Raw genomic sequence first — 26,733 nt, 5'->3', positions numbered from 1 at the left:
CCGTTCCCCGCAAGACGCAAAAGGCCCGGACCTTCAAGGTCCGGGCCTTTTGCGTCTTGCGGGCTTTGCCGACTGATGCTTTTGGGGAAGCTATGCTCTCCTCTTGCCCGGCAGAAACGCGGAGCGGATGAAGCTCGGGGAGAGAAAGACCAGCGGATTGCGGCATACCGAGTCGGGCAGGATGTGATACCAGCGATAGCCTCGGGACCGGAAATAGTCCCGGGCATGGGCGAGGTGCCCGGTTTCGGCTGCCGCCAGCAGGGCGGCGTCGCGCTGGCAGCGGGATGCGGATACCGGGGCGAGGATGCGCCGGTTGAATCCGTATCGGGCGAACATGGCCTTGATACGGCGGTATTCCCTGTGCCGGGAGATTCCGTCCGCTCCGGCGATCAGAGCGACCACGAGCCAGCCAAAGGCCCAGCAGGCGACCATTGCGGCTTCAAGACGCAATCCTTCGGCCAGCGAGGAACTGGCGTTCACCCCCAGCCCGAGAGCCACAAGCAGGGAACACAAAGCCGTGCCATGCGGCCAGGGCGCTGCCTTGATCCTCCGCATCCACCCCGTCTTCCATTCCTTCATTCCTTTTCCTCCCCGGGGCCTCTTTTCGACAGGACAAACCGAGCTGCCCCGCAATTCACTGCGCTGCCATGCAGGTCGCGCAAGCTCCCTTTGGACGGCGTAGCATCCTGATGTTCGGGATTTCCCCCCCCCGCATAGAGGGGAGCCGCCGAGTGCCTGTTTTTCCCTCCTAGCCTACGGTCACGTACCGGTCAACGAACTGGCACGCGAAAAAAAGCCCGCAGGGACGGCTGGGGCACGGATGCCGTCCTTGCGGGCCGGGCCATTCCCGAAACATGTGCCTCGGCTTTAGAAACCGGGCTGGCTTTCGGTCGCGGCTTCGCGATATTCCATGAAATCGTGACGCTTGAAGAGTCCCCAGACCGTGGCGGCGCAGAGCACCAGAGTGGCCCAGCCAAGAACCACGGGATGAGACCAGTTCACGTCCAGCCAGGGATTGCCTGCGGCGTCGTGGATCATGGTGAGGAAGACGCCGGGCCAGTCGAACTTCATGCCGATGTACTGGTACACGAGCATGAACCCGAATGACAGATACGTCATGGCGTAGAGGCCGACGAAAAAGTGGCGGAACCAGTTTCCTGCAATGGAGCGATGTGCGTTCATGTCAACCCATCCTGTTGTAGAACCAGAATCCGATGATCAGCACGAGGATGAGGATGATCTCCAGAAGCGTGACCTTCATGATGAAGGCACATATCCTGCGCTGGGTCGGATTCATCCTGAGCATGATCCGGTTCATGAAAAAGCGCCAGAACCGGGTCTTGAAAGTGTCCTCGGCATAGAGCCGGTAGTATTCCCGGAGGCTGGCGAGCCAGTAGCGGAGATTTTCCTCCATCTGTCCGATGGTGACCCCGTTTCCTGCGGGCTCGCAGACATAGGCCAGCGCCGTGTTGTCGCCCTGATTCATGGGCTTGGCCCGCAGGGTCAATCCCATGTCCGGAGCGTGCATGGTCCAGCCTGAGTCGCTTGCAACGCATTCCGTCCGGAGCGTGAAGCGGGTGCGCAGCAGGATGTCCTCGACCTCGAAACCTCCGTCGGGCATCGGCGTGATGTGCCAGTGCGGATTCAGGGCCAGCAACCTGTCCGGGGTGAGCGAGCTCCAGAACTCGGCGGTCCAGGGCAGGTTCAGTTCCATCCATGTGGATTCCATGCGTTCGGCTTTTCGGTTCATGGTCGTATGTTGGCCTGTTTTTCGTGTCATGGCAACGAACTACGGCGCCACGACAAGGGGGCAGGGCAGCAGGGGATGCAGTTCCTTGTTCTTGAGCCGCGCCTTGAATCCCGGGGCCTGCTTCTTCTGGTTTGCACCCACGACGAGCACGTCCGTGCCGAGTTCCCGAGCTGTTTCGGCCAGCACGGTTTCGGGTTTGCCCACCTTGCGGAGAAATTCCGGTTCCAGGGGGGCGAAATCCTGACGGATGCGCTCCCAGAGGCGGCCTATTTCCCCGGAAATCTGGTCTTCCACGTACTTGGCGAACTTGTTGCGGGTGGTGGAGGTATTGAGCCAGTCATCCCCGGTCATGAAGCTCCAGTCCTCGTTGACAATGGACAGCACGGTGAGTCTTGCGCCGGATTGTCTGGCCCAGTCCAGTGCGAGGGTCTCGGCCTTTTGCGCGCCCGGGGTTCCGTGGGTGGCGAGGAGAATGTGTCTGAACATGGCTATCCTGCTGGAATGCCGGAGGGGAGCGGATACTCCCCTCCGGGTCGGTTGTTGTCTGGCTGCTAGGCGAGCCACTTGGTGAACAGGAGCACGAAGAAGGTCACCACCAGCACGAGGCTGAGTGCGGTGAGGTCCTCATTCCGTTCCGAGGCGAACACGGACAGGGCGCGCTCCTCGTTGTCCTGCTGATCCTGCTGGCCGTTGTTCACGGTGCAATTTTCCGCTTTCACGTTCTTTTCCATGATGGTCTCCTTACTTGAGCACGACGTCCTTGACGAAGTACATGACGACGATGAAGGACAGGGTGGCCTTGGTCACGCCGGAGATGGCGCCCATGACCAGAGGCCAGCCGCCGGCCTGAGCCAGGGACTTGCGCGTGATCTGCATGCCGAGGCCGATGAGGCCGTAGGCAAAGAACCAGATCATGGCGTCGGTCAGGGTCACGATGGTCTTGGACTTCTTGTGTACCTGCTTGACCGCGTGCTTGATTGCGGACTTCACATCCTTGGCTATGGTGATTTCGCCGCCCTTGTCGCGGGCGATGATGGATTCCAGAGCCGCCATGCGCTTGCGGGCCGTGGCATCGAAAACGGACTTGTTGTCGCGTTCGTCATAGTTGCCCGCGATCTGGCGCTGGTGCACGAGATCGTTGAATGCGGCCTGTTCCTCGGCTTTCAGGCCGGGAATGCCCGCAGCCTGAGCAGAGCCCAGCACCACGAGTTCCTCGGGAGTGACTTCGGTGCGCTGGTTGTAGCTGAAGTCGAGATACTTGCCCTTGTAATGGCTGGGCGGTGAGAACACGCCCATGGAGGACATGAAGAACAGGATCAGGAAGCCGATGATGAACAGGGGAAACTTGTCGATCACCACTTCCTTGAAGGACAGTTTCTGCCCGGACTGCTTGCCGTACCAGGAGGCCAGAACCAGCACGATCACGGGCAGGAACAGGACGCGGGTGATGTTGAAGATTTCGCCGACCTTCAGGGTCTTGATGTCCACGGAGTTGAAGGCGAGGCACGCAGCCGCGACCTGTGCGGAGTTCAGGATGCCTGTACCGGCCCACGCGCCGAACTGGGTCGGGTTCATGCCCACGATCTTGCCGATGGTGGGGAAGGCGAACATGCACAGGATGCCGAAGCCGAGGATGGTGCCGATGGTATAGGCCATCTCGGAGCAGCGAGCGCGCACGACCGGGGCGCAGGCCACGGTGGCGGACACGCCGCACACGCCCATGCCTGCGGAAAGCACGCCGGTCATGGACTTGGGCTGCCGGAACATCTTGCCCAGAAAGAGCACGAAGAACACGGTGCCCAGCACGAAGAAGCCGATCATCCAGACGGAAACCATGCCCAGCTTGGCCAGCTCCGCAAAGGAGTAGCGCGCGCCGAGCAGGATGACGCCCATCTTCAGCACGAATCGGGCGGTCTTGACACCCGAGGCGGCAAAGGCCGGGATGCCCCAGCTGTTGGTGATCACGATGCCCACGATGATGCCGAGCACCACGTAGTTGAGGTTCAGGACCTTGTGAATCTTGAACCCGAGCACCGGCACCAGGCTGTCCGACATGATGGTGACCAGAGGCTCGGCAAACCAGCGGATGCCCATGGCCAGCACGATGATGAACAGGATGCCGGGAATGGTTTCCAGAACAAAGATGTCCAGTTTGGTCTGGGGTTTGTTCATGCGTCCGCCGCGCATCAGGGCCGTCACGACACCCACGCCGCCCAGAATGAAACTCATGGCCTCCATGAGGTCGACCTGCTTGTGGACATGCAGGGTCTTGAAAAGCTGTTCGAACATGCCGGAATAGACGAGGATTCCGTAGAGCAGCAGGAGTCCGCTCAGAATCCAGAGGGGGACGTTGCTCGGACGTCCGACATCGGAATTTGCCATATCACCTCTCCTTTGGGGTTGGTTTTGCCTTTTCCCTAGGCAAGGCGCGTGCCAAAAATCACAAACATGTATTCATATGAATTCATTGGATTTGATTTTCATGTCTTCTGGTTTGGTGCAAACCGCGGTTTGCAGGTTGAATAGTCGGGTTTGCGCTTTTCCCGATTGTGCTGTCCGGCTTGCCCTGAAACGCGGCATGAGCATACAATGGACGGGCCGTACATCGTGAATCGGGAGTTTCCAGTCTATGAAGTTTCCACCGCTCAGCCTTCAGACCAAGTTTCTGCTCGGGCTCGGAGCCATTGTCCTGACCCTCGGCATATTCTTTGCCGCTGGCATGTCCTTTCATCTCAATTCGCTGCTCCGCTCCCAGGTGCAGGACAAGGCGCATCTTGTGCTGGGACAGGTGGACGCGGTGCAGCGGTACGTGCGGGAAACCCTGCGGCCCAAGATGTTCGAGACCATCCCGGACGACGAATTCATCATCGAGGCCATGAGTTCCTCGTTCATTTCCCGGCAGGTCATGGATCGGCTCAAGATGACCGAGGCCGACTACCTGTATCGTCGCGTGGCCGTGAATTCCCGGAATCCGGATTATGAAGTGAATGCCATGGAAAAGGGGATTCTGGACCTTTTCCGGGCGAATCCCGCAATGGACATGTGGGCGGGGTATCGCAAGGTGGACGGCAACGAATACTTTCTTTCGGCCCGGCCCGTGCGGTTCCATGCCAAGTGCATGCATTGCCACGGCGAGCCCGGGGAAGCGCCCCGGGAGCTGCTGTCGCGGTACGGTTCGGAGCGCGGTTTCGGCCATACGCTGGACGGATTGGACGGGCTGGACATGGTGGGCGTGCCCGTGGAGGACGCAGTCATGCAGATTCGGGACGCCACGGTTGGCTATCTCGGGGTGTACGCCTCGGGAATGCTGATCTTCTTCGCCCTGATTCAGGTCTTTTTCAACAGACTGGTCACGCACAATCTGCGGCGGTTGACCGCGGTGTTTCGCGGTCGGTTCAGGGAGCAGGGCGATGTGGTCATGCCCCGGTCTCTGGAACACGGGGACGAGATCGAAGGCATGGTGCGCGGCATGGAGGAACTGGGCGACAGGCTGCTGGATGCGCAGCGGCAGCTCAAGGACAATGCCGCGAATCTGGAGCGGACCGTGGATTTGCGTACCCGGGAACTGTCCAAGGAGGTGGCCGAGCGTCAGGCCGACGTGCGGCTGTTCGTGCGGCTTCTGGGGCGGCTGAACACCAGTCAGTCCCGGCGGGTTCTCTGGGAACGCAGCCTGCCCCTTGTCGGGCGTCGTTTCGGTGCGGACCGCGTGGGATTTCAATGCATGCTGACCTCGACCCGCTTTCATTCCTGGCCGGACAGGGAACACAAGCCCGTGCTGCCCGATGACTGGAAGGAAATTCTGGTGTCGGCCATGCCCCGGTTCGTTCCGGGCCGGGCCTACATCCCGGTGGGCGCGACAGAGGCCGTGTCCGACGGGCTTCTGGTCATGGAATGGGAGGACGGCCGCACGATCCGGCTTCAGGATCAGGAGGTCCTGCGCGCTCTGGGACAGCAGCTCGGCATTGCCATGGAAAATCTGACGATTCTGGACAATCTGCTTCGTCAGAAGGACATGCTGCAATCCATTGTCGAGGGCATCAGCGATCCGCTTCTGCTGCTGGACGGCTCCTGCAAGGTCATTCTGGCCAATCAGGCGGCGCGTAACCTGACCGGCGATCTGACCGGACGGGAGTCCGGGGATGCAGGCAGCCTGCTGCCCGTGCTCTTTGGCGGGGATCAGGAAATGCCGGACTGCCCGCTCAAGTCGGCCATGGGGCGTGGCGTGCCTCATTCCGAGGAAATTCAGGCCGAGTCCCGGTTCTTCATGGTCAGCATGTACCCGCTTGCCGAGGCCGGGCGCATGGTCGTGTACATCCATGAAATCACCCAGCAGAAACGCATGATGGCCCGGGTACGCCAGAGCGAGAAGCTGGCCACGGTGGGGCAGTTCGCGGCCGGGCTGGCCCATGAGATGAACAACCCGCTGGGCGTGATCAAGTGTTACGGCGAGTTGCTCAGGAATACCCTGTCCGAGGAACAGGGCAGAGAGGACGTGATGGTGATTCTGCGTCATGCCACGCAGGCCCAGAACGTGCTTCAGGACCTGCTGACCTTTGCCCGACCCGAGCGCGTGAGCGACGAGACCTGCGATCTGCGTCAGGCCCTTGCCGCATCCGAGCGTGTGTTCAGCGTGCAGGCGGCGAAAAAGGGCGTGTCCGTGAGCGTGGACGTGGCCCCGGAGCTGGAGCCGTTTCAGGTGAACAGCCAGAAGTTCGAGCAGGTCATGGCCAACCTCTTCAACAATGCCATGGACGCGGTGGAGCCGGAAACCGGGAGCATTCGCATTGCCGCAGTCCCGGACCGCGAGGGAGGAGTGGCGGTCTCCGTGGCGGACAACGGTCCGGGCGTGCCCGAAGACCTGATGGACGCGGTGTTTGATCCGTTTTTCACCACAAAGGAAGTGGGCAAGGGCACCGGGCTGGGACTGGCCGTGGTCTATGGCCTGATCAAGGATCAGGGCGGCCGCATCGAGATCGGCTACGAGGACGGAGCCGTGTTCACCATTCATCTTCCCTCGCAGGAACAGAGGCATTCATGATCGAAGCAAGCGGAATACTCGTTGTCGACGATGAAAAGGATTTTGCGCACGGCATTGCCCGGCTGCTCCGGAGTCGGTTTCCGGAAGAACGCATAGCCACGGCCAATTCCGGGGCACAGGCCTTGGACATGATCCGGGAACAGCCGTTTCACGTCATGCTCACGGATCTGAACATGCCGGGCATGGACGGCATGGAACTCATGCGCCGGGTTCTGGACATTGCGCCCCAGACCTCGCTGGTCATGCTTACGGCCTATGGCACCATCGAGTCGGCCGTGGAGACCCTGAAGCTCGGGGCCTACGATTTTCTGACCAAGCCCATCGAGCCGGATCAGCTTTTCAAGGTCGCGGGCAAGGGGCTGGAACGCAGTCGGCTGCTCGGTGAGAATTCCCGGTTGCGCGCCATCGTGGCCCGGCAGGGCGCGGACGGCTCCCTTGTGGGCGAAAGCCTTGCCGTGCGGCGGCTCAAGGAGGCCGTGGCTGCCGTGGCCGCGTCCGAATACACCGTGCTCATTCGGGGCGAGTCCGGCACGGGCAAGGAACTGGTGGCCCGGACCATTCATCGTCTTTCCGCGCGACGCGACAGGGAACTGGTGACCGTGAACTGTCCGGCCATCCCGGACCAATTGCTGGAAAGCGAACTCTTCGGCCACGTCAAGGGCGCGTTCACCGGCGCGGATCGCGACCGCAAGGGACTGTTCCTGAACGCGGACAGGGGCACTCTGCTGCTGGACGAGATCGGGGACATCTCCCTGGATGTGCAGACCAAGCTGCTCCGCTGCCTTCAGGAAGGGGAAATCAGGCCGGTCGGCGCGAGCCGCAACCATGCCGTGGACGTGCGCATTCTGGCCAGCACCAATCAGTCCCTTGAGCAGCGCATGGAAGAGCATACCTTTCGCGAGGACCTGTACTACCGGCTCAACGTGCTCACCGTGCAGGTGCCGCCTCTGCGCGACAGAATGGAGGACATTCCCCTGCTGGCTCACACCTTCATGGCCCGGAGCTGCGAGGAGATGAACGCCTGCCCCAAGGAGATCGCACCCGAGGCTCTGGCCTATCTCTGCGCCAAGCCGTGGCCCGGCAATGTGCGGGAACTCCAGAATTTCATCCGGCGGCTCGCGGTGTTCGCGTCCGGGGAAACCGTGGACATGGCCATAGTGCGGCTGGTGGAAAGTCAGGGCGGCGCATCTCCGGGCGTGGAGGCATCCCCGGTCTCGGCGTACAAGGACGCCAAGGACGCGGTTCTGGACGGTTTCACCCGGGCCTACGTGAACCGGCTGCTCATATCCACAAGCGGCAACGTGTCCGAGGCCGCCCGCATCAGCAGTTTGTCCCGGGTCGCGCTTCAGAAGATGCTCAAGCGGCTCGAGATCAATGCGGACAAATACCGCTAAATCCTGCGGTTGGGGATAAAGGGCCGATTGCGGCGTTGCTGCAGGATGGACAGACTCTCGCGCAGTGTGCCTGCGCGTCGATCCCATTCTTCCTTGGCGGCGCGGCTGGGGCGTTCCCCAGCCGGAATGCAAAAAAGGCCGCCCGTTGAACAGGCGGCCTTCCGTTTTCATTGTTGGACGTGCGGCTACAGGTTGGCCAGCAGGATGTCGCCGAATTCGGCGCAGCCCACCTGAGTCGCGCCCTGAATCTGGCAGGCGAGGTCCACGGTGACCTTCTTGCCGGAGATGGCCTTTTCCACGGCGGCGTGGATCAGGCTGGCAGCCTCGTTCCAGCCGATGTGTTCCAGCATCATGGCGCCGGACAGGAGCAGGGAACCGGGGTTGGCCAGATCCTTGCCCGCAATGGTGGGCGCGGTGCCGTGGGTGGCCTCGAAGAACGCGAGCCTGTCGCCCATGTTCACGCCCGGGGCCAGCCCCAGACCACCGACCTGCGCGGCCAGTGCGTCGGAGATGTAGTCGCCGTTCAGGTTGGTGGTGGCGAGCACGGAATACTGTTCCGGCCGGATCAGGGCTTCCTGAAACATGGCGTCCGCAATGCGGTCCTTGAGCACGACAGGACCTTCCTCGCCCTCGCGTACCACCTTTCCGGCGTATTCCTGTTCGGCCAGTTCATAGCCCCAGGCCCGGAAGCCGCCTTCGGTGTATTTCATGATGTTGCCCTTGTGCACCAGCGTCACCGAGGGCTTGCCCTGTTCGATGGCGAAATCCAGCGCCCTGCGCACCAGCCGCTTCGACCCGGCAGGGGTGATGGGCTTGATGCCCACGCCTGCGCTCGCATCCACGTTCGCGCCCAGTTCGTCGGCCAGAAATTCGATGAGTCTGGCGGCCTCGGGCGTGCCGGACTGGAATTCGATGCCCGCGTACACGTCCTCGGTATTCTCCCGGAATACGGTCATGTCCACCAGATCGGGCCGCTTGACCGGAGATTCGATTCCCTGAAAATACTTGATGGGGCGGATGCATGCGTATAAATCGAATACTTGACGCATGGTGACGTTCAGGCTGCGAAAGCCCTTGCCCACCGGGGTCTGGAGCGGGCCCTTCATGGCGAGTTCGGCCTTGGCCAGCGCGTCCATGGTTTCGTCGGGCAGATGTTTTCCGGTTTCGCGGAACGCCCTTTCTCCGGCGAGCAGCTCGTTCCAGACGAGTCTGTGTTCGCCCTTGTAGGCCTTTTCCACGGCCGCGTTCAGAACGGGCCGGGCCGCTTTCCATACCTCGGGGCCGATGCCGTCGCCTTCGATGAAGAATATCGTTTTTTCAGCCAATGGAGACCTCCTTGCCGGTGGCGGATGACGTGGTGCACATTTTTTTACAAAAACGGAAGTGCATACTATCCCTGAATGCATCGGCTTGCAAGTTTTCGGTGTGCGAAGTCCTATAGAGCTCTGTAACCTGTTTTGATGACGGAATAAAAAATGTTGGCAAATTTGGAAATGGTCAAGGCTCTGCTGGATGGCGCCGAGCGCGTCGTGGTGCTGACAGGATCGGGCGTGTCCGCCGAGAGCGGCATTCCCACCTTTCGGGAGGCGGACGGTTTGTGGCGGCAGTTCCGGGCCGAGGAGCTTGCCCGGCCCGATGCGTTTGCCGAGGACCCGGAGCTGGTGTGGGAATTCTACAACTGGCGGCGGGAACTGGTGGCGAACAGTGAACCCAATGACGCGCATCTGGCATTGGCCGATCTGGAGTGCGTGGTGCCCGAGTTTCTGCTCATCACCCAGAACGTGGACGGCCTGCATTCCCTGGCCGGATCGCGCAATCTGCTGGAGATGCACGGTTCCCTGTGGGAATTGCAGTGCACGATGTGTTCCTGGCGAAACGAGGACAGGACCATGCTGTCCGGGGTGCCGACCTGTCCGGCCTGCGGGGCCCTGCTCCGGCCCGGAGTGGTCTGGTTCGGAGAGGCATTGCCGCCGGGCGTGCTCAATCAGGCCATTCGCGCCATTGCCGAGGCCGACGTGTTTCTGAGCGTGGGCACTTCGGCCATGGTCCAGCCTGCGGCCTCGTTTGCCCAGCTCGCCCGGGAGCAGGGGGCCGTGACCGTGGAGATCAATCTGGAACCAACGCCCAATTCCGGGTTGGTGGATTTTGCCCTGCACGGCAAGGCCGGGACCATTCTGCCCCGGTTGACCGGCGCCCTGTGCGCCTGATCCGTTTCTTTTGACAAAAAAAGGAAGCGTTGTTGTCCGAAGTGCGGTTCCTGCCGCCTTGCCAACAACTTTCACGACCTGCTACACGGATTCGGCTGTTTGAATCCGTTCAACCAATCTCAGCAAGGAGACATCGTCATGAAGCGTTTTGCCGCATATTCCCTGTGTGCCCTGTTGCTGGTTCTGGCCGGGTGCGCCTCGCACGAGCCCGCGCCCATGGATCAGGACACCCTGCTCAAGCTCGTTACCGGAAAGAAGTGGATGCTCGTGGATGCCTATGGCCGCGAGCCGCTGGAAGACACCGGAATCTTCATCCTGTTCGACGAGGACGGCAAGGTCTCGGGCAGTGCCGGCTGCAACAATTTCGGCGGCACGTATTCCATTGACGGCGAAGCTCTCGTCTTTGGTCCGCTCATGTCCACCAAGAAGTCCTGCGGCCCGTCCCTGGACGAGCAGGAGTATTTTTTTCTGAACGCCCTGTCGCAGGCCGACAGGATTCATGTCGAGGAAGGCGAGTTGCAACTGATTTCCGATGATCATCATGAGCCCATGCGGTTTGCCGTGGAGGGCGAGAATTCGTCCTGGCTCTGGTAGCCGCGTTTCCCCGTTTCGCAGAGCAATTCCGGTCCGTCGCAGTCAATGCGGCGGACTTTTTCCGTCATGTCCCTTTCAGCAAATAATTGCTCAAGGCAGACCGCCCTCCTATGGTGCGAGATCAAGGAGGGTTGTATGAAGAAAGGGATCGTATTGGCTGCGGTCTGCATTCTGATGCTGCTGATGGGATGCGTGGACAAACGGATGGCGTTTCAGGACATCGAGGAACAGCAGGACAAGGCCGTTGTGTACGTGTATCGGCCGGACAGTTTCGTGAACAGCGCGGAAACCATGGACGTGGACCTGAATGGCGCGGACATCGGCTACCTGACCAGAGGCGGGTATCGGTACGCGCTGGTCGACCCCGGGGATGCGACCGTGATCCTCAGGAAGAACGTCATTCCCTTCAATGAATACGGCAGCATCACGGTCAGGGATCTGAAGGCCGGGAAGAGCTATTACATCAAGGCCGATCCCGTTCCGTTCGGCGGGTTCGACATGATGCTGATGGACGAGGCGACCGGAAGGCGGGAAGCCTCGGCCACAGGACTGTATGTATCCGAGTAGAATCGGTGTTGATGAAATGAAAAAGCCCCTGTTCCGGAAAGGAGCGGGGGCTTTCGGTTTTCATGGCAGCGGGGATCAGAACCGTTCGCGCAGCACGCGGACGTCCAGCCCCTTGGTGCGCAGGCGCGCGGCAAGGCGTTCGGCACGCTCCCGGGTGGGCAGGGTGCTGATCACGAGCTGGGCCTGACCGTATTCGTCCCAGACCCAGACGTATTCGGAAATCATCACGCCTGCGGCCTCCACGCGAGTGCGCAGGGACTCGCGGGCCTGTTCGCGCTGCTCGAAGGAGTTCGCGTCCAGCTCCGCGCCAATCGCCACCACCCACCAGCCCTGAGGCCGGACTTCCGGGGAGGGATTCTCGCCGAAGCTCATGGCGGTTTTTCCTGCATCCACCTGCCGCACGCGTGCGGCCATGCGGCGTATGCATTGTTCCAGATCGCTGACGTTGCCGGACATGGTTCTCACCTGACAAAGACTCCTTTTTGACGGGAAGGCATTGTACGCTGTCGCCCCCTGAAAGCAAGAAAGAGCGGAAAAATCATATTCGTCCGCATTTCCGGTGTGTTGCATAAATGCGAGCTTGCGTGTAAGGAGCGGGTATGGTCAGACCTCTGCTGCACGCGCGAAAAAAACGCTCTCCCATGCACAACGCGGTTCGCCGGACCTTCGGCGTCCTGTTCATTGCCGCGTTTCTCTGGGGACTGGCCCTGATTCCCTACGACATTTTTCGCGAGGAGCGGTTTCGGCTGTATGGCGAGGTGAAAACCGTGGGGTTGGTCACTGCCGTGCGTACGCTGGGAGCGGGCGAGGATTCCCTGTCCCGCTATGGCGTGGAATATGCCTATGTGGACCGGGACGGGTTTGCGCGGCGTGCTGTTGCCCCCATGCCCCGGGAACGCTGGGCCGATCTTCGGCCCGGATCGCGTGTTGTGGTCTACTTTGCCAAATCCCAGCCGGGATTGTCCCGCATCCGGGGGCAGGTCGAACCCGTGTTTCAGGTCTGGCTGCGGGACATGCTGGACTGATTCGTCAGGCTGCGGCGCGCTGCTTTCCGGGCAGGAGCAGGGAAAGGAAGAAGCCGACCGAGGCCACGGCAATGATGGCCGCGCCGGATGTGATGTCCAGTTGGAACGAGAGCCAAAGCCCGGTCACGGTGAAGAGCGCGTTCAACACGCAGGAAACCGCCATCATGACTCCCAGCGTTCCGGTGCGGCGCTCCGCAATGAACGGCGGAATCGTGAGCAGGGCGATGACCAGTATCAGGCCCACCACCTGAATGACCATGACCACGGACAGGGCGATCATCACGATGAGCGCCACGTACAGGAAGTCCACGGGCACGCCACGGGCGCGTGCGAATTCCTCGTCGAAGCTCATGATCAGGAATCCCCGATAGAACACGGCCACCACGGCGAGCACGGACACGGATAGCGCGGCCATGTGCCACAGGTCCTCGTGCGGCACGGCGAGTATGCTGCCGAACAGGTAGCTCATCAGGTCCACGTTGTAGCCCGGGGTGAAATCCAGAAGAATGATGCCCAGCGCCATGCCTGCGGCCCAGAGCACGCCGATCACGGTGTCGGATCGTTCCCGGGCGTGCAGGGTGACGAGCGCCATGATCAGGGCCGCGCCCACGGTGAACGCCTCGGTGACGGGCAGTACGGGCAGCCCCAGAAAAAAGGCCAATCCGACTCCGCCGTACGAGGCGTGCGCAATGCCGCCCGAAATGAAGGATATGCGGTTGACCACCACCAGTGAACCGATCACCCCGCAGATCACGCTGGCGAGAAGACCGGCGATCAGGGCGTTCTGCATGAAGCCGTGTTGAAGGATATCCATTTATTCCGCCTCTTCCCGATCGTGTTCTTCCAATACCCGGTGGGGCACCGTGCCGTGGGCGATGAGTTCCACGGGGCAGCTCAGGCCGTCCCGTGCGCCGTAGGCCATGCGGAACATGTCTCCGGTTATTTCCGGCCGTTCGTGGAAATGCACGCTGCGATTCACGCAGGCCACGGATTTGACGCAGGTGGCAAGCGCGGAAATGTCGTGACTGACCATGACGATGGTCATGTCGTTGTTGAGCTCTCCGAGCAGGGTGAACAATTCGTTGCGGCTGGCCGGGTCCACGCTGGCCGTGGGTTCGTCCAGCAGGAGCAGCTCGGGGCGGGAAACCAGAGCCCGGGCAATGAACACGCGCTGCTGCTGGCCACCGGACAGGTCGGCCAGACGCCGTGTTTCAAATCCGGCCAGTCCCACGCGTTCCAGGGCTTCCCGTGCCTTGCCCGAATCCCGCTTCGGACTGCCCAATCCCATGATGCCGCCCAGTCCGGGCCGGATCATGCCCAGCCGGACCGCGTCCATCACGGAAATGGGGAATGCCTTGGAAACATGCGTGTGCTGGGGCAGGTAGCCGATGCTGCCGCCTGCGTCTCCCGGAGCACGGTCAAGGATGCGCACCGAACCGGAATCCGGGCGGATCAGGCCGAGCATGAGTTTCAGAAGCGTGGACTTGCCGCCCCCGTTCGGGCCGAGCATGGCCATGAAATCGCCCCGCCTCACGGTGAGGGTCACGTTGTCCAGAACGCGGGGACCGTTGTACGCAAAGCATACATCCCGCATTGCTATGATTGTATCGGACATGGTGTCACCATTCTTCCCTGTTGTTGCAACGGCGAGGAAACAAACAGAAACCCCGGTGCATGTCAATCGCCTCGTTGCGGATGCAGTGGCTCATGCAGCGAGCCATGCCGCGCTCCATGCCGCAATGGGCAGGAACAGGGCCAGCGCATACAGGATGCGGTCCGCACGCTGCCCCGGTCGGCCGAATCGGGCCGTGGCAGCTCCGGCGGCCAGCCCCAGAAACAGTCCGGCACCGAATCCGAAGAAATGGGCGCCGAGGTCCGTATCCTCGCCCGCCCCGAGCAGGGCAAGCAGGCCGAGGGACGCAGCCACGGGCACGAACGCGGACCTGATCGTCTTTTGCAGGCTCATGCGTTCGGGGTGGTTCGCTGCGAACGGCATGGTCCCGCCCAGCAGTCCGGCTGCGCCGAACACGGCCGTGGAAAATCCGATGGAATCATGGGGCGGGCCGAGCGCCAGAGCATTGAGCAGGTTCCCGGCAATGCCGCAGACCATGATCAGCAGCCATGCCAGACCGGAGCCGAGCCGGGCGCATGCCAGCCAGGCGAACACCCCGCCGATGACCGCGTTGCCCATGATGTGGGCTGCATCCCCATGCAGGGTCAGGCCGGTTGCCAGCCGCCACCATTCGCCGTCCAGTACGGCCGCTGCGTTGGCGCTGCCCAGCTCCAGCCAATGGACCGGGAGCGCGCTCATGCCAGGATACACGCGATTGCAGGCCGCGTAAAAGGCTACGAGCAGAAAGATGGCCCAGATCGAGGGGCCTGCCGGAGCGGTCTTGCCGGACACGGGCGGGAAACCGGGAATGGTTTCCCTGTTTTCCGCAAGGAACAAGGTAAGTTCGGAAACTGCTCTGTCCAGAGCAAAGGGGCGGACTCCCACTTCCCATCCCCCGGGGATGCGCCGGACCCGATGCGGCACGCGCCGGGCCGAGAGCACCAGTTCCCATAGTCGGGCGGTCTTTCGATCCAGAGGTGCATCTTCATGGCCCGGAATATGTCCGGCCAGATTCTCCCATGCATGGATGTGTCTGGTTCGAAGGCGTGGAGTGAGAAATACCCTGCGCATCATTCGATTGTATGAGAAAAACATGATTCCGCCTAGAGGGAAGCGGTGGGGTTGCGTCCCGGGGCGCGACCATCTATTCAGAAGCTGTCCCAAAAAGGAGTGCCCATGTCCCGATTGCTGTTCGTCGTCCTGTTCTGTCTCGTGCTGCTTGCGCCCGGTTCGGCCTGTGCGGAAAACCTTTCCGTGGAGTACATGGCCGGGCAGATGATCATGGCCGGATTCCGCGGGCTGGACGTGGATGAGACGTCGCCTGTTGTCCGGGACATCCGGGAGCGGCATCTTGGCGGGGTGATCCTGTTCGATCGCGATGTGGCCCTGAAAAGCCCGGTGCGGAACATTCAGAGCCCGGATCAGGTTCGGCGGCTCATTGCCCGACTTCAGGGATATGCAAGAACGCCGCTGCTCGTGGGCGTGGATCAGGAAGGCGGCAGGGTGCAGCGGCTCAAGGCGGAAAACGGGTTCGCGGAAACTCCGTCGGCAAGATCGTTGGGGGCCGGGACGTTGGCCGTGACCATGCTTGCCGGGGCCAAGGCCGGACAGCAGCTACGAAACTGCGGATTCAACATGGATTTCGCACCGTGTCTGGACGTGGCCGTGGCCCCGGACGGAGCTGCCATCGGGGCGTTGGACCGCAGCTTTTCCTCGGAGCCGGAAATCGTGGCAGCCCACGGAATGGCATTCATCGAAGGGCTGCATTCCGCCGGGGTGCTGGCTTGCGTCAAGCATTTTCCCGGGCACGGCAGTGCGGTCGGGGATACGCATCTCGGCGTGGTGGATGTGACCCACACATGGACGCGTTCCGAACTCGTTCCCTTTCGTCAGGCTGTCGAAGCCGGTTTGGCCGATGCGGTCATGACCGCGCATGTGTTCAATGCGAATCTCGACCCGGAGCGTCCAGCAACCCTGTCTCCGGATGTCCTCGGCGGACTGCTGCGAAAGGAACTGGGATTTTCCGGGGTGGTGATCACGGATGATCTGGACATGCGGGCCGTGGCCGATCGCTACGGACTGGAACGGGCCGCAGTCATGGCCGTGCAGGCCGGGGCGGACATGCTGCTTCTGGGAAACAATCTGCGCTACGATCCGGATGTGGCGGCCCGGGTGCACGGGGCGCTGGTCAGGGCTGTGGAGGCCGGGGAACTGACGCGAAAGCGGCTGGCCGAATCCTGCATGCGCATCCTGTGTCTCAAGGCGCGTCTCGATCGACCCTGACGGGGGCTACGCTGTTTCCGCGGGGTGGATGAGCGCCAGCCGCCGGAGTTCCTCTTCGATCTTTTCCTGACGGATGGGTTTGGTGATGTAGGACACGGCCTGTCCCTGAAAATAGGCACGGGTCGCGGCCATGTCATCGTCCAGAGCCGTGGTCACGATGACCCGGGCTTCGTCTTCCTGAGATACGCCGGTTTCGCGTTCCAGGGCGCGGATGGATTCCAGTGTCTGAAGTCCGTCCATGCCCGGCAGCATGATGTCCATGAAGATCAGCTTGAAGGGCGAATGCGCCTCCAGAGCCGCGCGTACCTGTCGGAGCGCATCCTCTCCGGTTTCGGACACCACGCACGTTCCCCACGGCTCCATGATCATCCTGAGGAATTCCTGATTGATGAGCGTGTCTTCGACGATGAGGGTGCGCATGGAGTTTCCTCGGATCAGTCGCCCTGGGACAGATAGGGGGTGAGCTCGGCCACGGCTTCGAACAGGAAGTGGTCCACAAGATGGCAGAGCATGTGTCCGGCCGCGATATGGACTTCCTGAATGATCGGGGTATCCCCGGATGGCACGGTGAGCACATGGTCGGCCACGGGGCCCATTTCCCCGGCGTTGCGACCGCTCAGGCCCACGGTGATGATGCCCTTGCGCCTTGCCTCGCGCATGGCGCGGATCACGTTCACGCTGGTACCGGACGTGGACAGGCCGACCAGAATGTCCCCGGGGCGGCCCAGCCCCATGACCTGCTTTTCGAACACTTCGTCAAAGGAATAGTCGTTGCCTATGGCCGTGAGAATGGAGGAATCCGTGGTCAGGGCCAGGCCGGGAAGGGCCGGGCGTTCCATCTTGAAGCGGTTCACGAATTCCGCGGCCAGATGCTGGCTGTCCGCTGCGCTGCCACCATTGCCGCAGAACATGACCTTGCCGCCCTCGGCCAGGCACACGGCCATGGTGCGGGCAATGTCCACGATCTGTTCGGATTTCGTATCAAAGAATTCCTTGCGGGCGACAAGGCCGCTTTCCGCATGGTCCAGGACTTTTTTCAGGGCGGATTCAGACATGTAGAGCATTCCTTTGAAGTATTGCGCTTTGCGCAGTGCCGGACATTACAGCAAATCCCCGGCCCCTGCAATTGTCCAGACAGCGGCAGGACGAATTCTTCTCTTCAGTTTCGTGGCGAATTGCGCTACTGCCAATGGCTGCGCATCGCGTTGCGCGCACATTTTACGGACAACATTCAGGAAAGACATATGAGCGATTCCACGAAAAGTACGGTCAGGCTGCTCATCACCTGCCCGGATCGGCCCGGCATTGTTGCCGCTGTCAGCGGTTTTCTGCATTCCCACGGGGTGAACATCATTCACTCGGACCAGCACTCCACCGACCCCGAGGGCGGACATTTCTTCATGCGCAACGAATTCTACCTCCCGGGCATGGACATGGACGGGCTGGAGGACCTGCGCGAACAGTTTCAGGCCGATGTGGCCGGGAATTTTGACATGGACTGGACCATGAATCCGGTCTGGCGCAAGAAGAAGGTCGCCATTCTGGTCTCCAAGGTGGACCACGCGCTCATGGAACTCCTCTGGCGCTGGCGCACCGGTTCCCTTGAAGCCGACATCACCATGGTCATCAGCAACCACCCGGATCTGCGCAAGTCCGTGGAATTCTTCGGCGTGCCGTTTCACCATGTCCCGGTGGGACGTTCCCTGCGCGAAAAGGTCGCTGCCGAGGACGCCATCCTCGCCCACCTCGACGGACAGGCCGATGTGGTGGTGCTCGCCCGGTACATGCAAATCCTGACCGGGGATTTCGTGACCCGCTATCCCAATCGGATCATCAACATCCACCACTCCTTTCTGCCCGCGTTCATCGGGGCCGATCCCTATCGCCGTGCCCATGAGCGCGGCGTGAAGCTCATCGGTGCGACTGCCCATTACGTGACCGAGGACCTTGATCAGGGACCGATCATCGAACAGGACGTGAACCGTGTCACCCACAGCCATACGGTCGAGGACCTCAAACGCCTCGGCGCGGACATCGAACGCCATGTCCTTGCTCGCGCCGTGCAGTGGCACGTTCAGGATCGCGTCATCGTGGACGGCAACAAGACCATTGTTTTTCGTCGGTAGGAATGCCTTTGGCGACCAGGGAAACTTCGATTCGGCCCGTTCTGCCCGAAAGGCTGTCTGACGGCGTAGCTGGTCGCTGAAGAGCGAGGATTTCCCTGCGAAAAAAAACGGAATTCAGGGGGAACTGGCAAAGGATGGAAGTGTTTTCTTGAGACTGCCCGTTTCCGGAACAGGAAGAGGCCTGCTGCTTGTCCCGTCAGGGCTTGCAGCCGGCCTCTTCCTGTTTCGGAAACAGATGGGGATCCAAGGGGCCTTGCTCCTTGGCGGGTCCGGGCAGCGCCCGGCCCCCGGGGAGGGTCGCCGAAGGCCGCTAGATTTCCTCTTCGGACGCGGCGGGTGCCACGCCGTATTTCCGCAGGATTTCGGCGAGCCTGTTCTTGAGATTGGTTGAGGTTCGCGCCACGAGTTCGAGGTTGACGAGCACCATGATGTCCACGCGGTACAGGCATTTGGTCCAGAAGGAGCGGATTCTTTCCACAAGTTCCGGTTCCAGACTGAGCATGTCCATGCTGGACGCGAGCTGCTTGGCGGTCTTGGGCTTGAAGAGCAGCATGCCTTCCCGGGTGGGGTCCTTGGCCCAGAGCTGTTTCTTGCGAATCTTGCTCATGTGCGGCAGCTCGTCCACAGCCGCTTCGGGCACGCGTCGCGCCCGTCCGCTGCGCACCTGCACCTTTCCGCCTTCGTCGCGGCCGATTTCCCGAAGCATGTGCATGTAGTGGTTCTCAAGCAGGAAGAAGAGGATTTTTTCCAGTGTCGGGATGCTGAAATCCTTGGCAAGGGCACGCATGGCCTCGATCTGATCGGGCACGAAATCGCCGAGCGCGCGGAAGAAGTGGTCACTGGTCATGCCGATGGCAATGGATGCGCCGGTTCCGGTGGCCACGACCTGATCCAGCAGGAACTTGAACTGCATCTGATCCTGCTTCTTCTGTTCCGTGTCGCGTTTGTCCGTGTCCGGTGTCTTGGCCAGAGCGACCTTTTCCTGATAGCGGGTGAAGAATTCCTGCGTGGCGGTGTCGATGCAGGCAATGCGGCTGGCCTGAAGAATTTCCTTGTTCGAGACTTCGCCGGTTTCGCCAAGGCTGGAAAAGTTCTTTGCGAGCAGTCCGTGCGTCAGCTTGGCCATGGCCTTGCCCTGTTCATCGGTGCGGCTGTGCACGTAGCCCTTCTGGATGCGGGTCTTGTCGATCTTCTGGCTGGTGGGGTTGAGCTTGGCCAGAATGTCGTCGAACAGGAAACGGATGACCAGGAAATTCTTTTCCTTGGAAATGTCGAACTTGGCGTTGGCCAGAATTTCGGCATGGGCTTCGTCCACGCGTTTGGCAATGAACTGTTCCACAAGTCCGGTCCAGAAGCGGTGGTCCAGTTCGTGCTTTTCGATCAGGGCGCTATATTCCTTGAGCGCCCCCTGTCCGAAATGGCGGAGTACCATTTCCTCGAAATTGTCCGTGATCAGGGCCATGGCATAGACAATGCCCTGAACGCACTTGATGAGCAGGCCTTCGGTATTGAGCAGGTTGGCCTGGTGGTCGGCCGTGGCGGCCTCGTCCCCGGTCTTGACCGCTTTTTCGTAATGGGCAAGCAGGACGATGAATCTGCCGACATGCTTGTGGATGTATTCGTACCCGGCATGCCCGGCCCGGCCGCACAGCAGTTCGACCACTGTTTTCTGCTGGGCTTCGAGCATCGGATATTCGCTGATGTTGCCGTGATTGATGTTGATGAACTCGAGCAGCAGTTCGCGTTCCACGACCTCGCGGAGCGCAGAGCGGTCCTTGAGTGTGCGAAGTTTTTTCTGGTAGGCGTCGAGACGCTCGTCTCTGCCGAGTTTTTTGGGTGCGATCTGATTCATTGTTTCGGGTGTTTCAAGTCTGTGTGCATCAGTATGTGAACGTGAAAAAACTAAGCCAACTCCGGCTTTTTTGCAAAATAATTCTCATCCGCGTTTATTGGAGTGGCCGGGCGCCGGGGCGACGCGGCGGGGGGGCTTTCTAAAGGGGCTTGCGCTTGACCCGGGGCAGTTCCACGGGCAATACATCCGGCATGATCACATGTACCGGATGCGGCAGGAAGAATCCCGATGACGCCAGATGTTGCGAGGGGTGCGGCCGCAAATTGCAGTCCGGGCGCTTCGGAGCGCCGCAGGAATCCGGCGGGACGCGTCCTTTGGAACGGTTCTCGTCAGGCTCCATGTCCGACGCCGCGCGCAGCGAACTGTGGCGCATGGTCGAGGCCTGGGGCTATGTGGCCGTGGTGCTGGCCGCGCTCGGGGCCTGTCTGTACACGGGCAGACTGTGGCCGCTGTATCCGGCCGTGGCCGTGGTGGCCCTGCTGCTTTGGCTCAGGAAAATCTGATTATTGGGCCTGCTGGTCCGGCGTCTGTTCCGGGTTCTGACTCGGCGGCCGCTGCTGGTTGGCCTTTTCCTTGTCTTCCTGCTTCGTGGTGTCCGTGTCCTGGAGGGCGCGGCGCAAATCCTCTTCAAGCAGTTCCGGTATGGGCCGGTTCCAGAACTTGTCGTCGAGCTGCTCCTCCACGGTCTTCTGCGAACAGCACACGATGCGTTCGTTCGTGGGACAGTCCGGCGAGGAATAGTCCACCACCGCGCATTTGGCCGTGGCGTCGAAATGGTAGGGGATGGTGCGGGTCATCTTCTGAAATTCCTTGCCCTGCACGCGGATGTACTTGCCGCCCACGCCCACGAAGAATCGCGCCTCGCGGTTGGCATAGAACACGCTGAACAGGTAGAGGTCCTGACGAATCTGGGCCACGTAGCTGACTTCGATGGGGTCCTTGCAGAGCATGCGCGCCAGAAGCTGCCTGCCCAGACAGATGTCCATGTCCTCGAAATCCGTGGCAGAAGCTCCGGCCGGAATGACCAGGGCGAGAAGCAGGGCGATCAGGAATCGTGTGACGTGTCGCATGGCAGGTCCATGCCGAGGAAGAGCTGGAACCCTTCCTGGCTGTCGGTTTCGCATTGCTCCCTGCAGCCGCAGCACTGGTAGCTGCCTTTCTTGTAGTACCAGACGGCCTTGGTGGAGTCCTTGCATTGAAAGTATTCGTACACCGAGGCATCCACCGCTCCGTGAAAGCGGCGGTACCCTTCCTTCCGTATGTAGTCCATGAATTTCATCGGCAGTTTTCCGGATAAGTTGAGGCCGGTCAGCGGAATTTTCATACACCGGCCCGCGCGTTTTTGCAAAAGGGTGGGGCTTTGGCAAGGGAAAACCGTGTTTGACACCCGGGCCCTTTTCTTCATTATATGGTATGCGTGAAAAAAAGGAAGAGCGTATGCTTTCGTCGATCAAGCACAAGGTATATCTGCTTCTGGAGGACCCGGAGGGGCGTGCTCCTGCTGCCCGGCGTGTCCGGCTTTTCCTGATCTGCCTGATCCTGGCCAGCGTGGGCGCGGTGATTCTGGAAACCGTGGAGGACATTTCGGCTTCCCGTCGCCACTGGTTCCGGATGTTCGAACTGTTTTGCGTGATGACATTCACCCTGGAATACGCGGCCCGGGTCTGGGTCTGTTCGGACTGCGGCCTGAAGGGGCGGCTTCGGCACATGCTGTCTCCGCTGATGCTTGTGGACCTTCTGGCCATTCTGCCGTTCTATCTGCCCCTGCTCCTGCCTGCGGACCTGATATTCCTGCGTGCGCTTCGGCTCATGCGTCTGGCCCGGGTGCTCAAGCTGGGGCGGTATTCCGATGCCATCCGTATATTCTTTCAGGTGGTACGCATGAAAAAGGAACAGCTTGCCGTGGCCTGGTTCATGCTCGCCATTCTGCTCGTGATCGCGTCCAGCCTCATGTATTATTGCGAGCACACGGTGCAGCCCGCCGCGTTTGCGAGCATTCCCCACGCCATGTGGTGGGCCGTGATCACCCTGACCACCGTGGGATACGGGGATGCCTATCCCCTGACCCTGATGGGGCGGCTGCTGGCTGCTGTCATCGCCATGCTCGGCATCGGCATGTTCGCCATCCCCGCAGGCATCCTCAGCGCGGGATTCGTGGAATACGGCCAGACTTCGCGTTTGCGGGACCTGATCTGTCCCCATTGCGGCAAGCGGCATTCCGATGCTCCGGACCCGGACGAGGAATAGGGTCAGCCGATCAGGTCGTGGACGAGCTCGGCCAGCGCCTGCTGCTGGCGTTCCAGCGGGAAACGGGACAGGGCATAGGCGCGCAGGCTGCGCGGGATCGGGCGGTCGCCCAGAAGCAGGCTCCGGCATTCCCGTACCGTGTTGAAGATGCATTCCGCGGGAAATATCCCGCCTGCGCCCGGAAAGTGGTGAATGGCCGGGAAGATGCCCTTGGCCATGGCCTCGGCGATGTTGTACCCGAAACTTTCGCGCATGCTGCACGAGATCAGGGCGTCCTTGTCTTCCAGCCATGCGTTCATGTCCGCGACCTGTCCGTGGAAATGGACCCGGTCGTTCAACCCCAGCACATGAATCATGTGATTCAGATACACGGCCAGCTCCATGCGTTCCAGTGGTTCGCCCGCGTATTCCCCGGCAATGTGCAGGGTCAGGTCCGGGGTGGAGTCGGCTGCCGAGGCAAAGCATTGCAGCACAAGGGGCAGGTTCTTGGTGTGGCGAAGCTGGCCCGCGAATGCGATTTTCCCGGTGCGCGCGAAATCCCTTTTCAGGGTGAAGCGTTTCATGTCCACCCCGTTGGGCAGCACGACCACGCGAGTGCGGGATTCAAGGTCCGGCATCCGAATCTTGAGAATTTCCGTGACATGCGGGGCCACCACGCACAATGCGTCAACGTTTTGCCACAGCACACGGGTCGGACCGGGCGTGTACGCCTCGAAGCTGTGCAGCCTTGCCACGAGCTTTCCGCGCCGTTTCATGCGGCTGGCTTCGGCTGCGAGGTCCTGCACCCATTCGATCCACGTCAGGTCGGCCCAGGCCAGGGCCTCCCGCAGGGTCTCGGTGTCCGGGGAGGCGAATTCGCGCACCTCGCAATCGCGGGAAAACCAGTCGCGCACCGGGGACAGAAATTTGCCGTTTCCTCCCTGAACGAGCAGGGCTATCTTTTTGGACATGGATTTTGCATATAGTCATTGTCCGCGCCAGTCAAAGGGGATCGGCGCGAAAACATGGGGCGTTCATCATGAAGAAACCGAAGATTTCCTTTTGCACCTACACTTGCAATGATGCGCAGTATGCTGCGGATCTGTTGCGCCGAACCCGGGAGTGGACGGTTCGACCCGATGAGTACGTGGTGGTGGACGACGGCTCCGGGCAGGCATTTTTCATGGAGGATGCCCCGGACAATCTGACCGTGATCCGCATCTCGCCGAACCGGGGCATCACCTTTGCCAAGCGTACGGGCCTGAGCGCCGCGTCCGGGGACGTGATTTTTTCCATGGACTGCGACACCCGCGTTGCGCCGGATTGGCTGGAGCTGAATCTCAAGTATCTGGGCGATCCGGAAATCGGATTGGTGGGCGGAGCGCTGGAATACCGTTCCGGCGACGATCTCGTGTCCCGGTATCTGGCGAAGTTCGGGGACAATCACAACCTGCATGAGGTGGGTCCCGTGGATTTCATCCCGGGCAACGCATTTCTGCTCCGGCGCGAAACATGGATCAATGTGGGCGGATTCGGCGAGTATCTGGAAACCAATTGTCAGGATCACGTGCTGAGCAATCGCATTGCGGATGCCGGGCTGACCCTGTTCTCCGATGCCCGCGCCCGGGCATGGCAGCTTCGCCGCATTTCCCGCACCACCATGTGCAAGCGGGTCTGGAAGTGGTGTCATCGCACGGTCAAGGAACAGATGCTTCCCGGGGATCGGGCGATTCCCTATCTGTTCGAAGCCACGGCCAAGCCCATGCTGGATCGGTTCGAGGATGCCATCACGGCACGGGAACCCCTGTTCCTGTATCTGGAGTTGCTCTATCTGGCCCATACCGTGCTGGACCTGATCGGATATGCGGAAGGGCGCGGCCTCATGCCTCGGACATCGGAGCAGGGCTTCAAGGCCGGGCTGGCCGAGCTGTTCCGGGGCTTTCCCGCCATTGGCGCAAGATTCCGGGATGATCTGGCCGAACTCGGGCATGCCGTGCCGCTGGAACCTGCCGGACCGCTCGGGCCATGGGAGGATTTCTTTCTGTTCGCCCCCATGCTGCGGGACGGTGGCCTCATGGAATGGCTCGACAGCGACGGTCTGGGCCTGCTTGTGCAGGAGGACAGGGAAACGGAATACGATTTTTCCTCGTATGCGACAGCATCGTTCGATATGCCGATCTAGTTGTTTTTCTTGGAATTGACGTTTGTGACAGCCGGGCAGCCCATGGTTGCCCGGCTGTATTTTGTGGACAACTCAACATGCCGGATTAAAACAGTTTAATGAAAATATTATGAAATTATGCTCAAAAAAAACGCTGGAGCTGTTGACAGTGCGGCATGACGGGATTATTTTGAACATAATTTCAAAACAGAGGTGAAGGATGGGTCGACGCAAGAAATGTCGGATCATAGGGCGGATGCCCGGGGCGGATTTGTTCAAGCCCCATGGAATACCCGCTGCCGGACTGCGCGGCGTTGTCCTGCCCGTGGACGGGCTGGAGGCGTTTCGGCTGGTGGACGGGGAAGGGCTGAGTCAGGAAGAGGCTGCGGAACGCATGGACGTGTCTCGGCCGACATTGTGCCGGATTCTGGCGGATGCCCGGCGCACCGTGGCAAAGGCCCTGAGTGAAGGGTGGGCCATTCGCATCGAGACCGGGGACCATGTGGTTCACCGGCCCGGGGATGACCCGGAAATGGAAACGCTCGCCTGCCGTCGGCATGGTCGCGGTCCGTGTGGCCGGGGCATGGGACGGGGTGGCGGTAATCGCAACAAGGGAGGCAACAATGCCTAATCGTTTTGGAAACTGGTTCGGTTTTGGTTCCGGCTCCGGACAGGGGCGTGGACGCGGCCAGGGTCGCGGCAATGGTCAGGGCATGGGCAATGGCCAGGGCATGGGCAATGGTCAGGGACGCGGACGCGGCATGGGATGCCGTGGGCGCGGTGGAAACGGCATGGGCCGTGGCATGGGAGCCGGAATGGGCAATGGTCAGGGCATGGGCCGTGGCATGGGAGCCGGAATGGGCAATGGTCAGGGCATGGGCCGTGGCCGGGCCATGCAGGCCGGATACGGCTATGGAAGTCAGGCTCCGGCCATTGACGTCGCTCCTGTCGACAATCAGGGCATGGGACAGGGTTCCGGCCGTGGCATGGGGCAGGGCGGAGGCGGAATCCAGCGCCGTCGCCGTGATGGTTCCTGCCGCTTTGACAGGTAGTCGGGATAGCATCCGGGCACCCCTGTTTTCATGTTGAAAACGAGTTGCATTTTCATAGGTGAAACCCGTTGACAGCCGGGGTGCCCGGGCGTAATTGCTCATTTGAGCAAAACGTCAACGGAGTTCTGAATGCCCAGACCGCGCAAGTGCCGCCGGGTGGAGGAAGCACCCAAGGCAACCTACTTCAAGCCCAGAGGGATTCCCCTCATGGATCTGACCGACATCTATCTTGCCGTGGAGGGGCTGGAAGCCCTGCGGTTGGCGGATTTCGAAGGTCTGACCATGGAAGAGGGCGCGGAGCGCATGAACGTGTCCCGTCATACTTTCGGCCGGATTCTGGCCGAGGCCAGACGGGTAACCGCCGAGGCCCTGGTCAAGGGGCAGGCGTTGCGCATCGAGGGCGGGAACTATGAGATCGAAGGCCGGTCGTCGGCCGAATCCGAATCAGAAGAACCGCGCCCAGCGCGCGGACCAATAAAGGAGTCTTCAATGACCAAAGTCGCCGTGACCAGTGAAGGACCCACTCTGCAGGACATGATCGATCCCCGTTTCGGACGCGCCGGGGGATTCGTCGTGGTGGACGTGGACACCATGGAATTCGAATACGTGGACAACGGCGCGTCCCAGACCATGGCTCAGGGCGCCGGGATTCAGGCTGCCGAGCGCGTGGCCCAGTCCGGTGCGCAGATCGTGCTGACCGGCTACGTCGGCCCCAAGGCGTTCGATGCGCTCAAGGCCGTGGGCATCAAGGTGGGGCAGGACCTCGATGGCATGACTGTTGCCGAGGCTGTCGAAAAGTTCAAGGCCGGCGAAGTCACGGTCGCCGACGCTCCCAACAAGTAGAGG

Annotated in this window: 31 protein-coding genes; 14 read left to right on the top strand and 17 right to left on the bottom strand. The window is 61.0% G+C overall.

Going from position 1 to position 26,733, the window contains the following annotated elements; all coding sequences use genetic code 11:
• Positions 1 to 90 precede the first annotated feature (90 nt).
• The 6 genes from MPN23_RS08670 to MPN23_RS08645 form a co-directional block, all read right to left on the bottom strand.
• Positions 91 to 579 carry a hypothetical protein gene (locus MPN23_RS08670; protein WP_243547300.1) on the bottom strand — a complete coding sequence of 163 codons (489 nt, stop codon included), beginning with the start codon at positions 577 to 579 and terminating at the stop codon, positions 91 to 93.
• A gap of 288 nt (positions 580 to 867) precedes the next feature.
• Positions 868 to 1,182, bottom strand: coding sequence for a hypothetical protein (locus MPN23_RS08665; protein WP_243547299.1), 315 nt, complete (start codon positions 1,180 to 1,182; stop codon positions 868 to 870).
• A gap of 1 nt (position 1,183) precedes the next feature.
• A complete protein-coding gene (locus tag MPN23_RS08660) occupies positions 1,184 to 1,750 on the bottom strand; it encodes a hypothetical protein (protein ID WP_243547298.1) in 567 nt (188 codons plus the stop codon).
• A gap of 39 nt (positions 1,751 to 1,789) precedes the next feature.
• Complete coding sequence (locus tag MPN23_RS08655; protein ID WP_243547297.1) at positions 1,790 to 2,236, bottom strand: universal stress protein; 447 nt, start codon at positions 2,234 to 2,236, stop codon at positions 1,790 to 1,792.
• Positions 2,237 to 2,301: 65 nt separating this feature from the next.
• Positions 2,302 to 2,481 carry a hypothetical protein gene (locus MPN23_RS08650; RefSeq protein ID WP_243547296.1) on the bottom strand — a complete coding sequence of 60 codons (180 nt, stop codon included), beginning with the start codon at positions 2,479 to 2,481 and terminating at the stop codon, positions 2,302 to 2,304.
• Positions 2,482 to 2,491: 10 nt separating this feature from the next.
• Complete coding sequence (locus MPN23_RS08645) at positions 2,492 to 4,132, bottom strand: YeiH family protein (protein WP_243547295.1); 1,641 nt, start codon at positions 4,130 to 4,132, stop codon at positions 2,492 to 2,494.
• A 247-nt stretch (positions 4,133 to 4,379) separates the two neighbouring features.
• On the opposite strand from MPN23_RS08645, the gene MPN23_RS08640 reads away from it, so the two are divergent.
• Both MPN23_RS08640 and MPN23_RS08635 read left to right on the top strand, forming a co-directional pair.
• Complete coding sequence (locus MPN23_RS08640; protein ID WP_243547294.1) at positions 4,380 to 6,788, top strand: c-type heme family protein; 2,409 nt, start codon at positions 4,380 to 4,382, stop codon at positions 6,786 to 6,788.
• Positions 6,785 to 8,182, top strand: coding sequence for a sigma-54-dependent transcriptional regulator (locus tag MPN23_RS08635; RefSeq protein WP_243547293.1), 1,398 nt, complete (start codon positions 6,785 to 6,787; stop codon positions 8,180 to 8,182). Before MPN23_RS08640 ends, MPN23_RS08635 begins: the two co-directional genes overlap by 4 nt.
• A gap of 185 nt (positions 8,183 to 8,367) precedes the next feature.
• Here the strand turns inward: MPN23_RS08635 and icd are convergent, their stop codons facing one another.
• Positions 8,368 to 9,507 (bottom strand): NADP-dependent isocitrate dehydrogenase, encoded by a 1,140-nt coding sequence (icd, locus tag MPN23_RS08630; protein WP_243547292.1) that lies wholly within the window; start codon positions 9,505 to 9,507, stop codon positions 8,368 to 8,370.
• 150 nt (positions 9,508 to 9,657) lie between these two features.
• On the opposite strand from icd, the gene MPN23_RS08625 reads away from it, so the two are divergent.
• The 3 genes from MPN23_RS08625 (at position 9,658) to MPN23_RS08615 (ending at position 11,550) form a co-directional block, all read left to right on the top strand.
• Complete coding sequence (locus MPN23_RS08625; RefSeq protein ID WP_243547291.1) at positions 9,658 to 10,389, top strand: SIR2 family NAD-dependent protein deacylase; 732 nt, start codon at positions 9,658 to 9,660, stop codon at positions 10,387 to 10,389.
• Between the two features lie 138 nt (positions 10,390 to 10,527).
• Positions 10,528 to 10,983: an META domain-containing protein gene (locus MPN23_RS08620; RefSeq protein WP_243547290.1), complete on the top strand. Its 456-nt coding sequence runs from the start codon at positions 10,528 to 10,530 to the stop codon at positions 10,981 to 10,983.
• Between the two features lie 135 nt (positions 10,984 to 11,118).
• Positions 11,119 to 11,550 (top strand): DUF2846 domain-containing protein, encoded by a 432-nt coding sequence (locus MPN23_RS08615; protein WP_243547289.1) that lies wholly within the window; start codon positions 11,119 to 11,121, stop codon positions 11,548 to 11,550.
• Between the two features lie 75 nt (positions 11,551 to 11,625).
• Here MPN23_RS08615 and MPN23_RS08610 read toward each other — a convergent pair whose 3' ends face one another.
• Positions 11,626 to 12,006 (bottom strand): hypothetical protein, encoded by a 381-nt coding sequence (locus MPN23_RS08610; RefSeq protein ID WP_243547288.1) that lies wholly within the window; start codon positions 12,004 to 12,006, stop codon positions 11,626 to 11,628.
• A gap of 143 nt (positions 12,007 to 12,149) precedes the next feature.
• On the opposite strand from MPN23_RS08610, the gene MPN23_RS08605 reads away from it, so the two are divergent.
• A complete protein-coding gene (locus tag MPN23_RS08605) occupies positions 12,150 to 12,575 on the top strand; it encodes a DUF3592 domain-containing protein (RefSeq protein ID WP_243547287.1) in 426 nt (141 codons plus the stop codon).
• 4 nt (positions 12,576 to 12,579) lie between these two features.
• On the opposite strand, the gene MPN23_RS08600 is transcribed toward MPN23_RS08605, so the two are convergent.
• The 3 genes from MPN23_RS08600 to MPN23_RS08590 all read right to left on the bottom strand — a co-directional run bounded on the left by MPN23_RS08600 (position 12,580) and on the right by MPN23_RS08590 (position 15,282).
• Complete coding sequence (locus MPN23_RS08600) at positions 12,580 to 13,389, bottom strand: metal ABC transporter permease (protein WP_243547286.1); 810 nt, start codon at positions 13,387 to 13,389, stop codon at positions 12,580 to 12,582.
• Positions 13,390 to 14,190 carry a metal ABC transporter ATP-binding protein gene (locus MPN23_RS08595; protein WP_243547285.1) on the bottom strand — a complete coding sequence of 267 codons (801 nt, stop codon included), beginning with the start codon at positions 14,188 to 14,190 and terminating at the stop codon, positions 13,390 to 13,392.
• A 90-nt stretch (positions 14,191 to 14,280) separates the two neighbouring features.
• Positions 14,281 to 15,282, bottom strand: a complete 1,002-nt coding sequence (locus MPN23_RS08590) for a rhomboid family intramembrane serine protease (protein ID WP_243547284.1) — start codon at positions 15,280 to 15,282, stop codon at positions 14,281 to 14,283.
• An 81-nt stretch (positions 15,283 to 15,363) separates the two neighbouring features.
• On the opposite strand from MPN23_RS08590, the gene MPN23_RS08585 reads away from it, so the two are divergent.
• Positions 15,364 to 16,470: a glycoside hydrolase family 3 protein gene (locus tag MPN23_RS08585; protein WP_243547283.1), complete on the top strand. Its 1,107-nt coding sequence runs from the start codon at positions 15,364 to 15,366 to the stop codon at positions 16,468 to 16,470.
• Between the two features lie 6 nt (positions 16,471 to 16,476).
• Here the strand turns inward: MPN23_RS08585 and MPN23_RS08580 are convergent, their stop codons facing one another.
• Both MPN23_RS08580 and MPN23_RS08575 read right to left on the bottom strand, forming a co-directional pair.
• On the bottom strand, positions 16,477 to 16,890 hold the full coding sequence (locus MPN23_RS08580) for a response regulator (RefSeq protein ID WP_243547282.1): 414 nt from the start codon (positions 16,888 to 16,890) through the stop codon (positions 16,477 to 16,479).
• Positions 16,891 to 16,904: 14 nt separating this feature from the next.
• The gene (locus MPN23_RS08575; protein WP_243547281.1) at positions 16,905 to 17,525 is read right to left on the bottom strand and encodes a D-sedoheptulose 7-phosphate isomerase; all 621 of its coding nucleotides are present in this window, start codon (positions 17,523 to 17,525) and stop codon (positions 16,905 to 16,907) included.
• A 189-nt stretch (positions 17,526 to 17,714) separates the two neighbouring features.
• Between MPN23_RS08575 and purU the strand changes: the two genes are divergently transcribed.
• Positions 17,715 to 18,596 (top strand): formyltetrahydrofolate deformylase, encoded by an 882-nt coding sequence (gene purU, locus MPN23_RS08570; protein WP_243547280.1) that lies wholly within the window; start codon positions 17,715 to 17,717, stop codon positions 18,594 to 18,596.
• A 310-nt stretch (positions 18,597 to 18,906) separates the two neighbouring features.
• On the opposite strand, the gene MPN23_RS08565 is transcribed toward purU, so the two are convergent.
• Positions 18,907 to 20,448, bottom strand: a complete 1,542-nt coding sequence (locus tag MPN23_RS08565; RefSeq protein WP_243547279.1) for a hypothetical protein — start codon at positions 20,446 to 20,448, stop codon at positions 18,907 to 18,909.
• A gap of 191 nt (positions 20,449 to 20,639) precedes the next feature.
• On the opposite strand from MPN23_RS08565, the gene MPN23_RS08560 reads away from it, so the two are divergent.
• Positions 20,640 to 20,951, top strand: coding sequence for a zinc ribbon domain-containing protein (locus tag MPN23_RS08560; protein ID WP_243547278.1), 312 nt, complete (start codon positions 20,640 to 20,642; stop codon positions 20,949 to 20,951).
• On the opposite strand, the gene MPN23_RS08555 is transcribed toward MPN23_RS08560, so the two are convergent.
• Entirely contained in the window at positions 20,952 to 21,518 is a 567-nt protein-coding gene (locus MPN23_RS08555; protein WP_243547277.1) for a hypothetical protein, read from the bottom strand.
• On the bottom strand, positions 21,494 to 21,718 hold the full coding sequence (locus tag MPN23_RS08550; RefSeq protein ID WP_341540108.1) for a DNA-binding protein: 225 nt from the start codon (positions 21,716 to 21,718) through the stop codon (positions 21,494 to 21,496). Before MPN23_RS08550 ends, MPN23_RS08555 begins: the two co-directional genes overlap by 25 nt.
• A 167-nt stretch (positions 21,719 to 21,885) precedes the next feature.
• Between MPN23_RS08550 and MPN23_RS08545 the strand changes: the two genes are divergently transcribed.
• Entirely contained in the window at positions 21,886 to 22,695 is an 810-nt protein-coding gene (locus MPN23_RS08545) for an ion transporter (RefSeq protein ID WP_243547275.1), read from the top strand.
• A 2-nt stretch (positions 22,696 to 22,697) separates the two neighbouring features.
• Here MPN23_RS08545 and MPN23_RS08540 read toward each other — a convergent pair whose 3' ends face one another.
• Complete coding sequence (locus MPN23_RS08540) at positions 22,698 to 23,645, bottom strand: glycosyltransferase (protein WP_243547274.1); 948 nt, start codon at positions 23,643 to 23,645, stop codon at positions 22,698 to 22,700.
• Positions 23,646 to 23,713: 68 nt separating this feature from the next.
• Here MPN23_RS08540 and MPN23_RS08535 point away from each other — a divergent pair, with 68 nt between their 5' ends.
• The 4 genes from MPN23_RS08535 to MPN23_RS08520 all read left to right on the top strand — a co-directional run bounded on the left by MPN23_RS08535 (position 23,714) and on the right by MPN23_RS08520 (position 26,730).
• Positions 23,714 to 24,856 (top strand): glycosyltransferase family 2 protein, encoded by a 1,143-nt coding sequence (locus MPN23_RS08535; RefSeq protein ID WP_243547273.1) that lies wholly within the window; start codon positions 23,714 to 23,716, stop codon positions 24,854 to 24,856.
• 199 nt (positions 24,857 to 25,055) lie between these two features.
• Positions 25,056 to 25,466 carry a DUF134 domain-containing protein gene (locus tag MPN23_RS08530; protein WP_243547272.1) on the top strand — a complete coding sequence of 137 codons (411 nt, stop codon included), beginning with the start codon at positions 25,056 to 25,058 and terminating at the stop codon, positions 25,464 to 25,466.
• Positions 25,459 to 25,887 carry a hypothetical protein gene (locus MPN23_RS08525; RefSeq protein WP_243547271.1) on the top strand — a complete coding sequence of 143 codons (429 nt, stop codon included), beginning with the start codon at positions 25,459 to 25,461 and terminating at the stop codon, positions 25,885 to 25,887. The genes MPN23_RS08530 and MPN23_RS08525 overlap by 8 nt, the downstream gene beginning before the upstream one ends.
• A gap of 129 nt (positions 25,888 to 26,016) precedes the next feature.
• Positions 26,017 to 26,730: a DUF134 domain-containing protein gene (locus tag MPN23_RS08520; protein WP_243547270.1), complete on the top strand. Its 714-nt coding sequence runs from the start codon at positions 26,017 to 26,019 to the stop codon at positions 26,728 to 26,730.
• The last annotated feature ends 3 nt before the right edge of the window (positions 26,731 to 26,733 follow it).

Origin of the sequence: Pseudodesulfovibrio tunisiensis, from assembly GCF_022809775.1 — a bacterium.
GTDB classification, from domain to species: Bacteria; Desulfobacterota; Desulfovibrionia; order Desulfovibrionales; family Desulfovibrionaceae; genus Pseudodesulfovibrio; species Pseudodesulfovibrio tunisiensis.
Note: the sequence above shows the minus strand (reverse complement) of the source record. Positions and strands in the feature narration are given on the sequence as shown.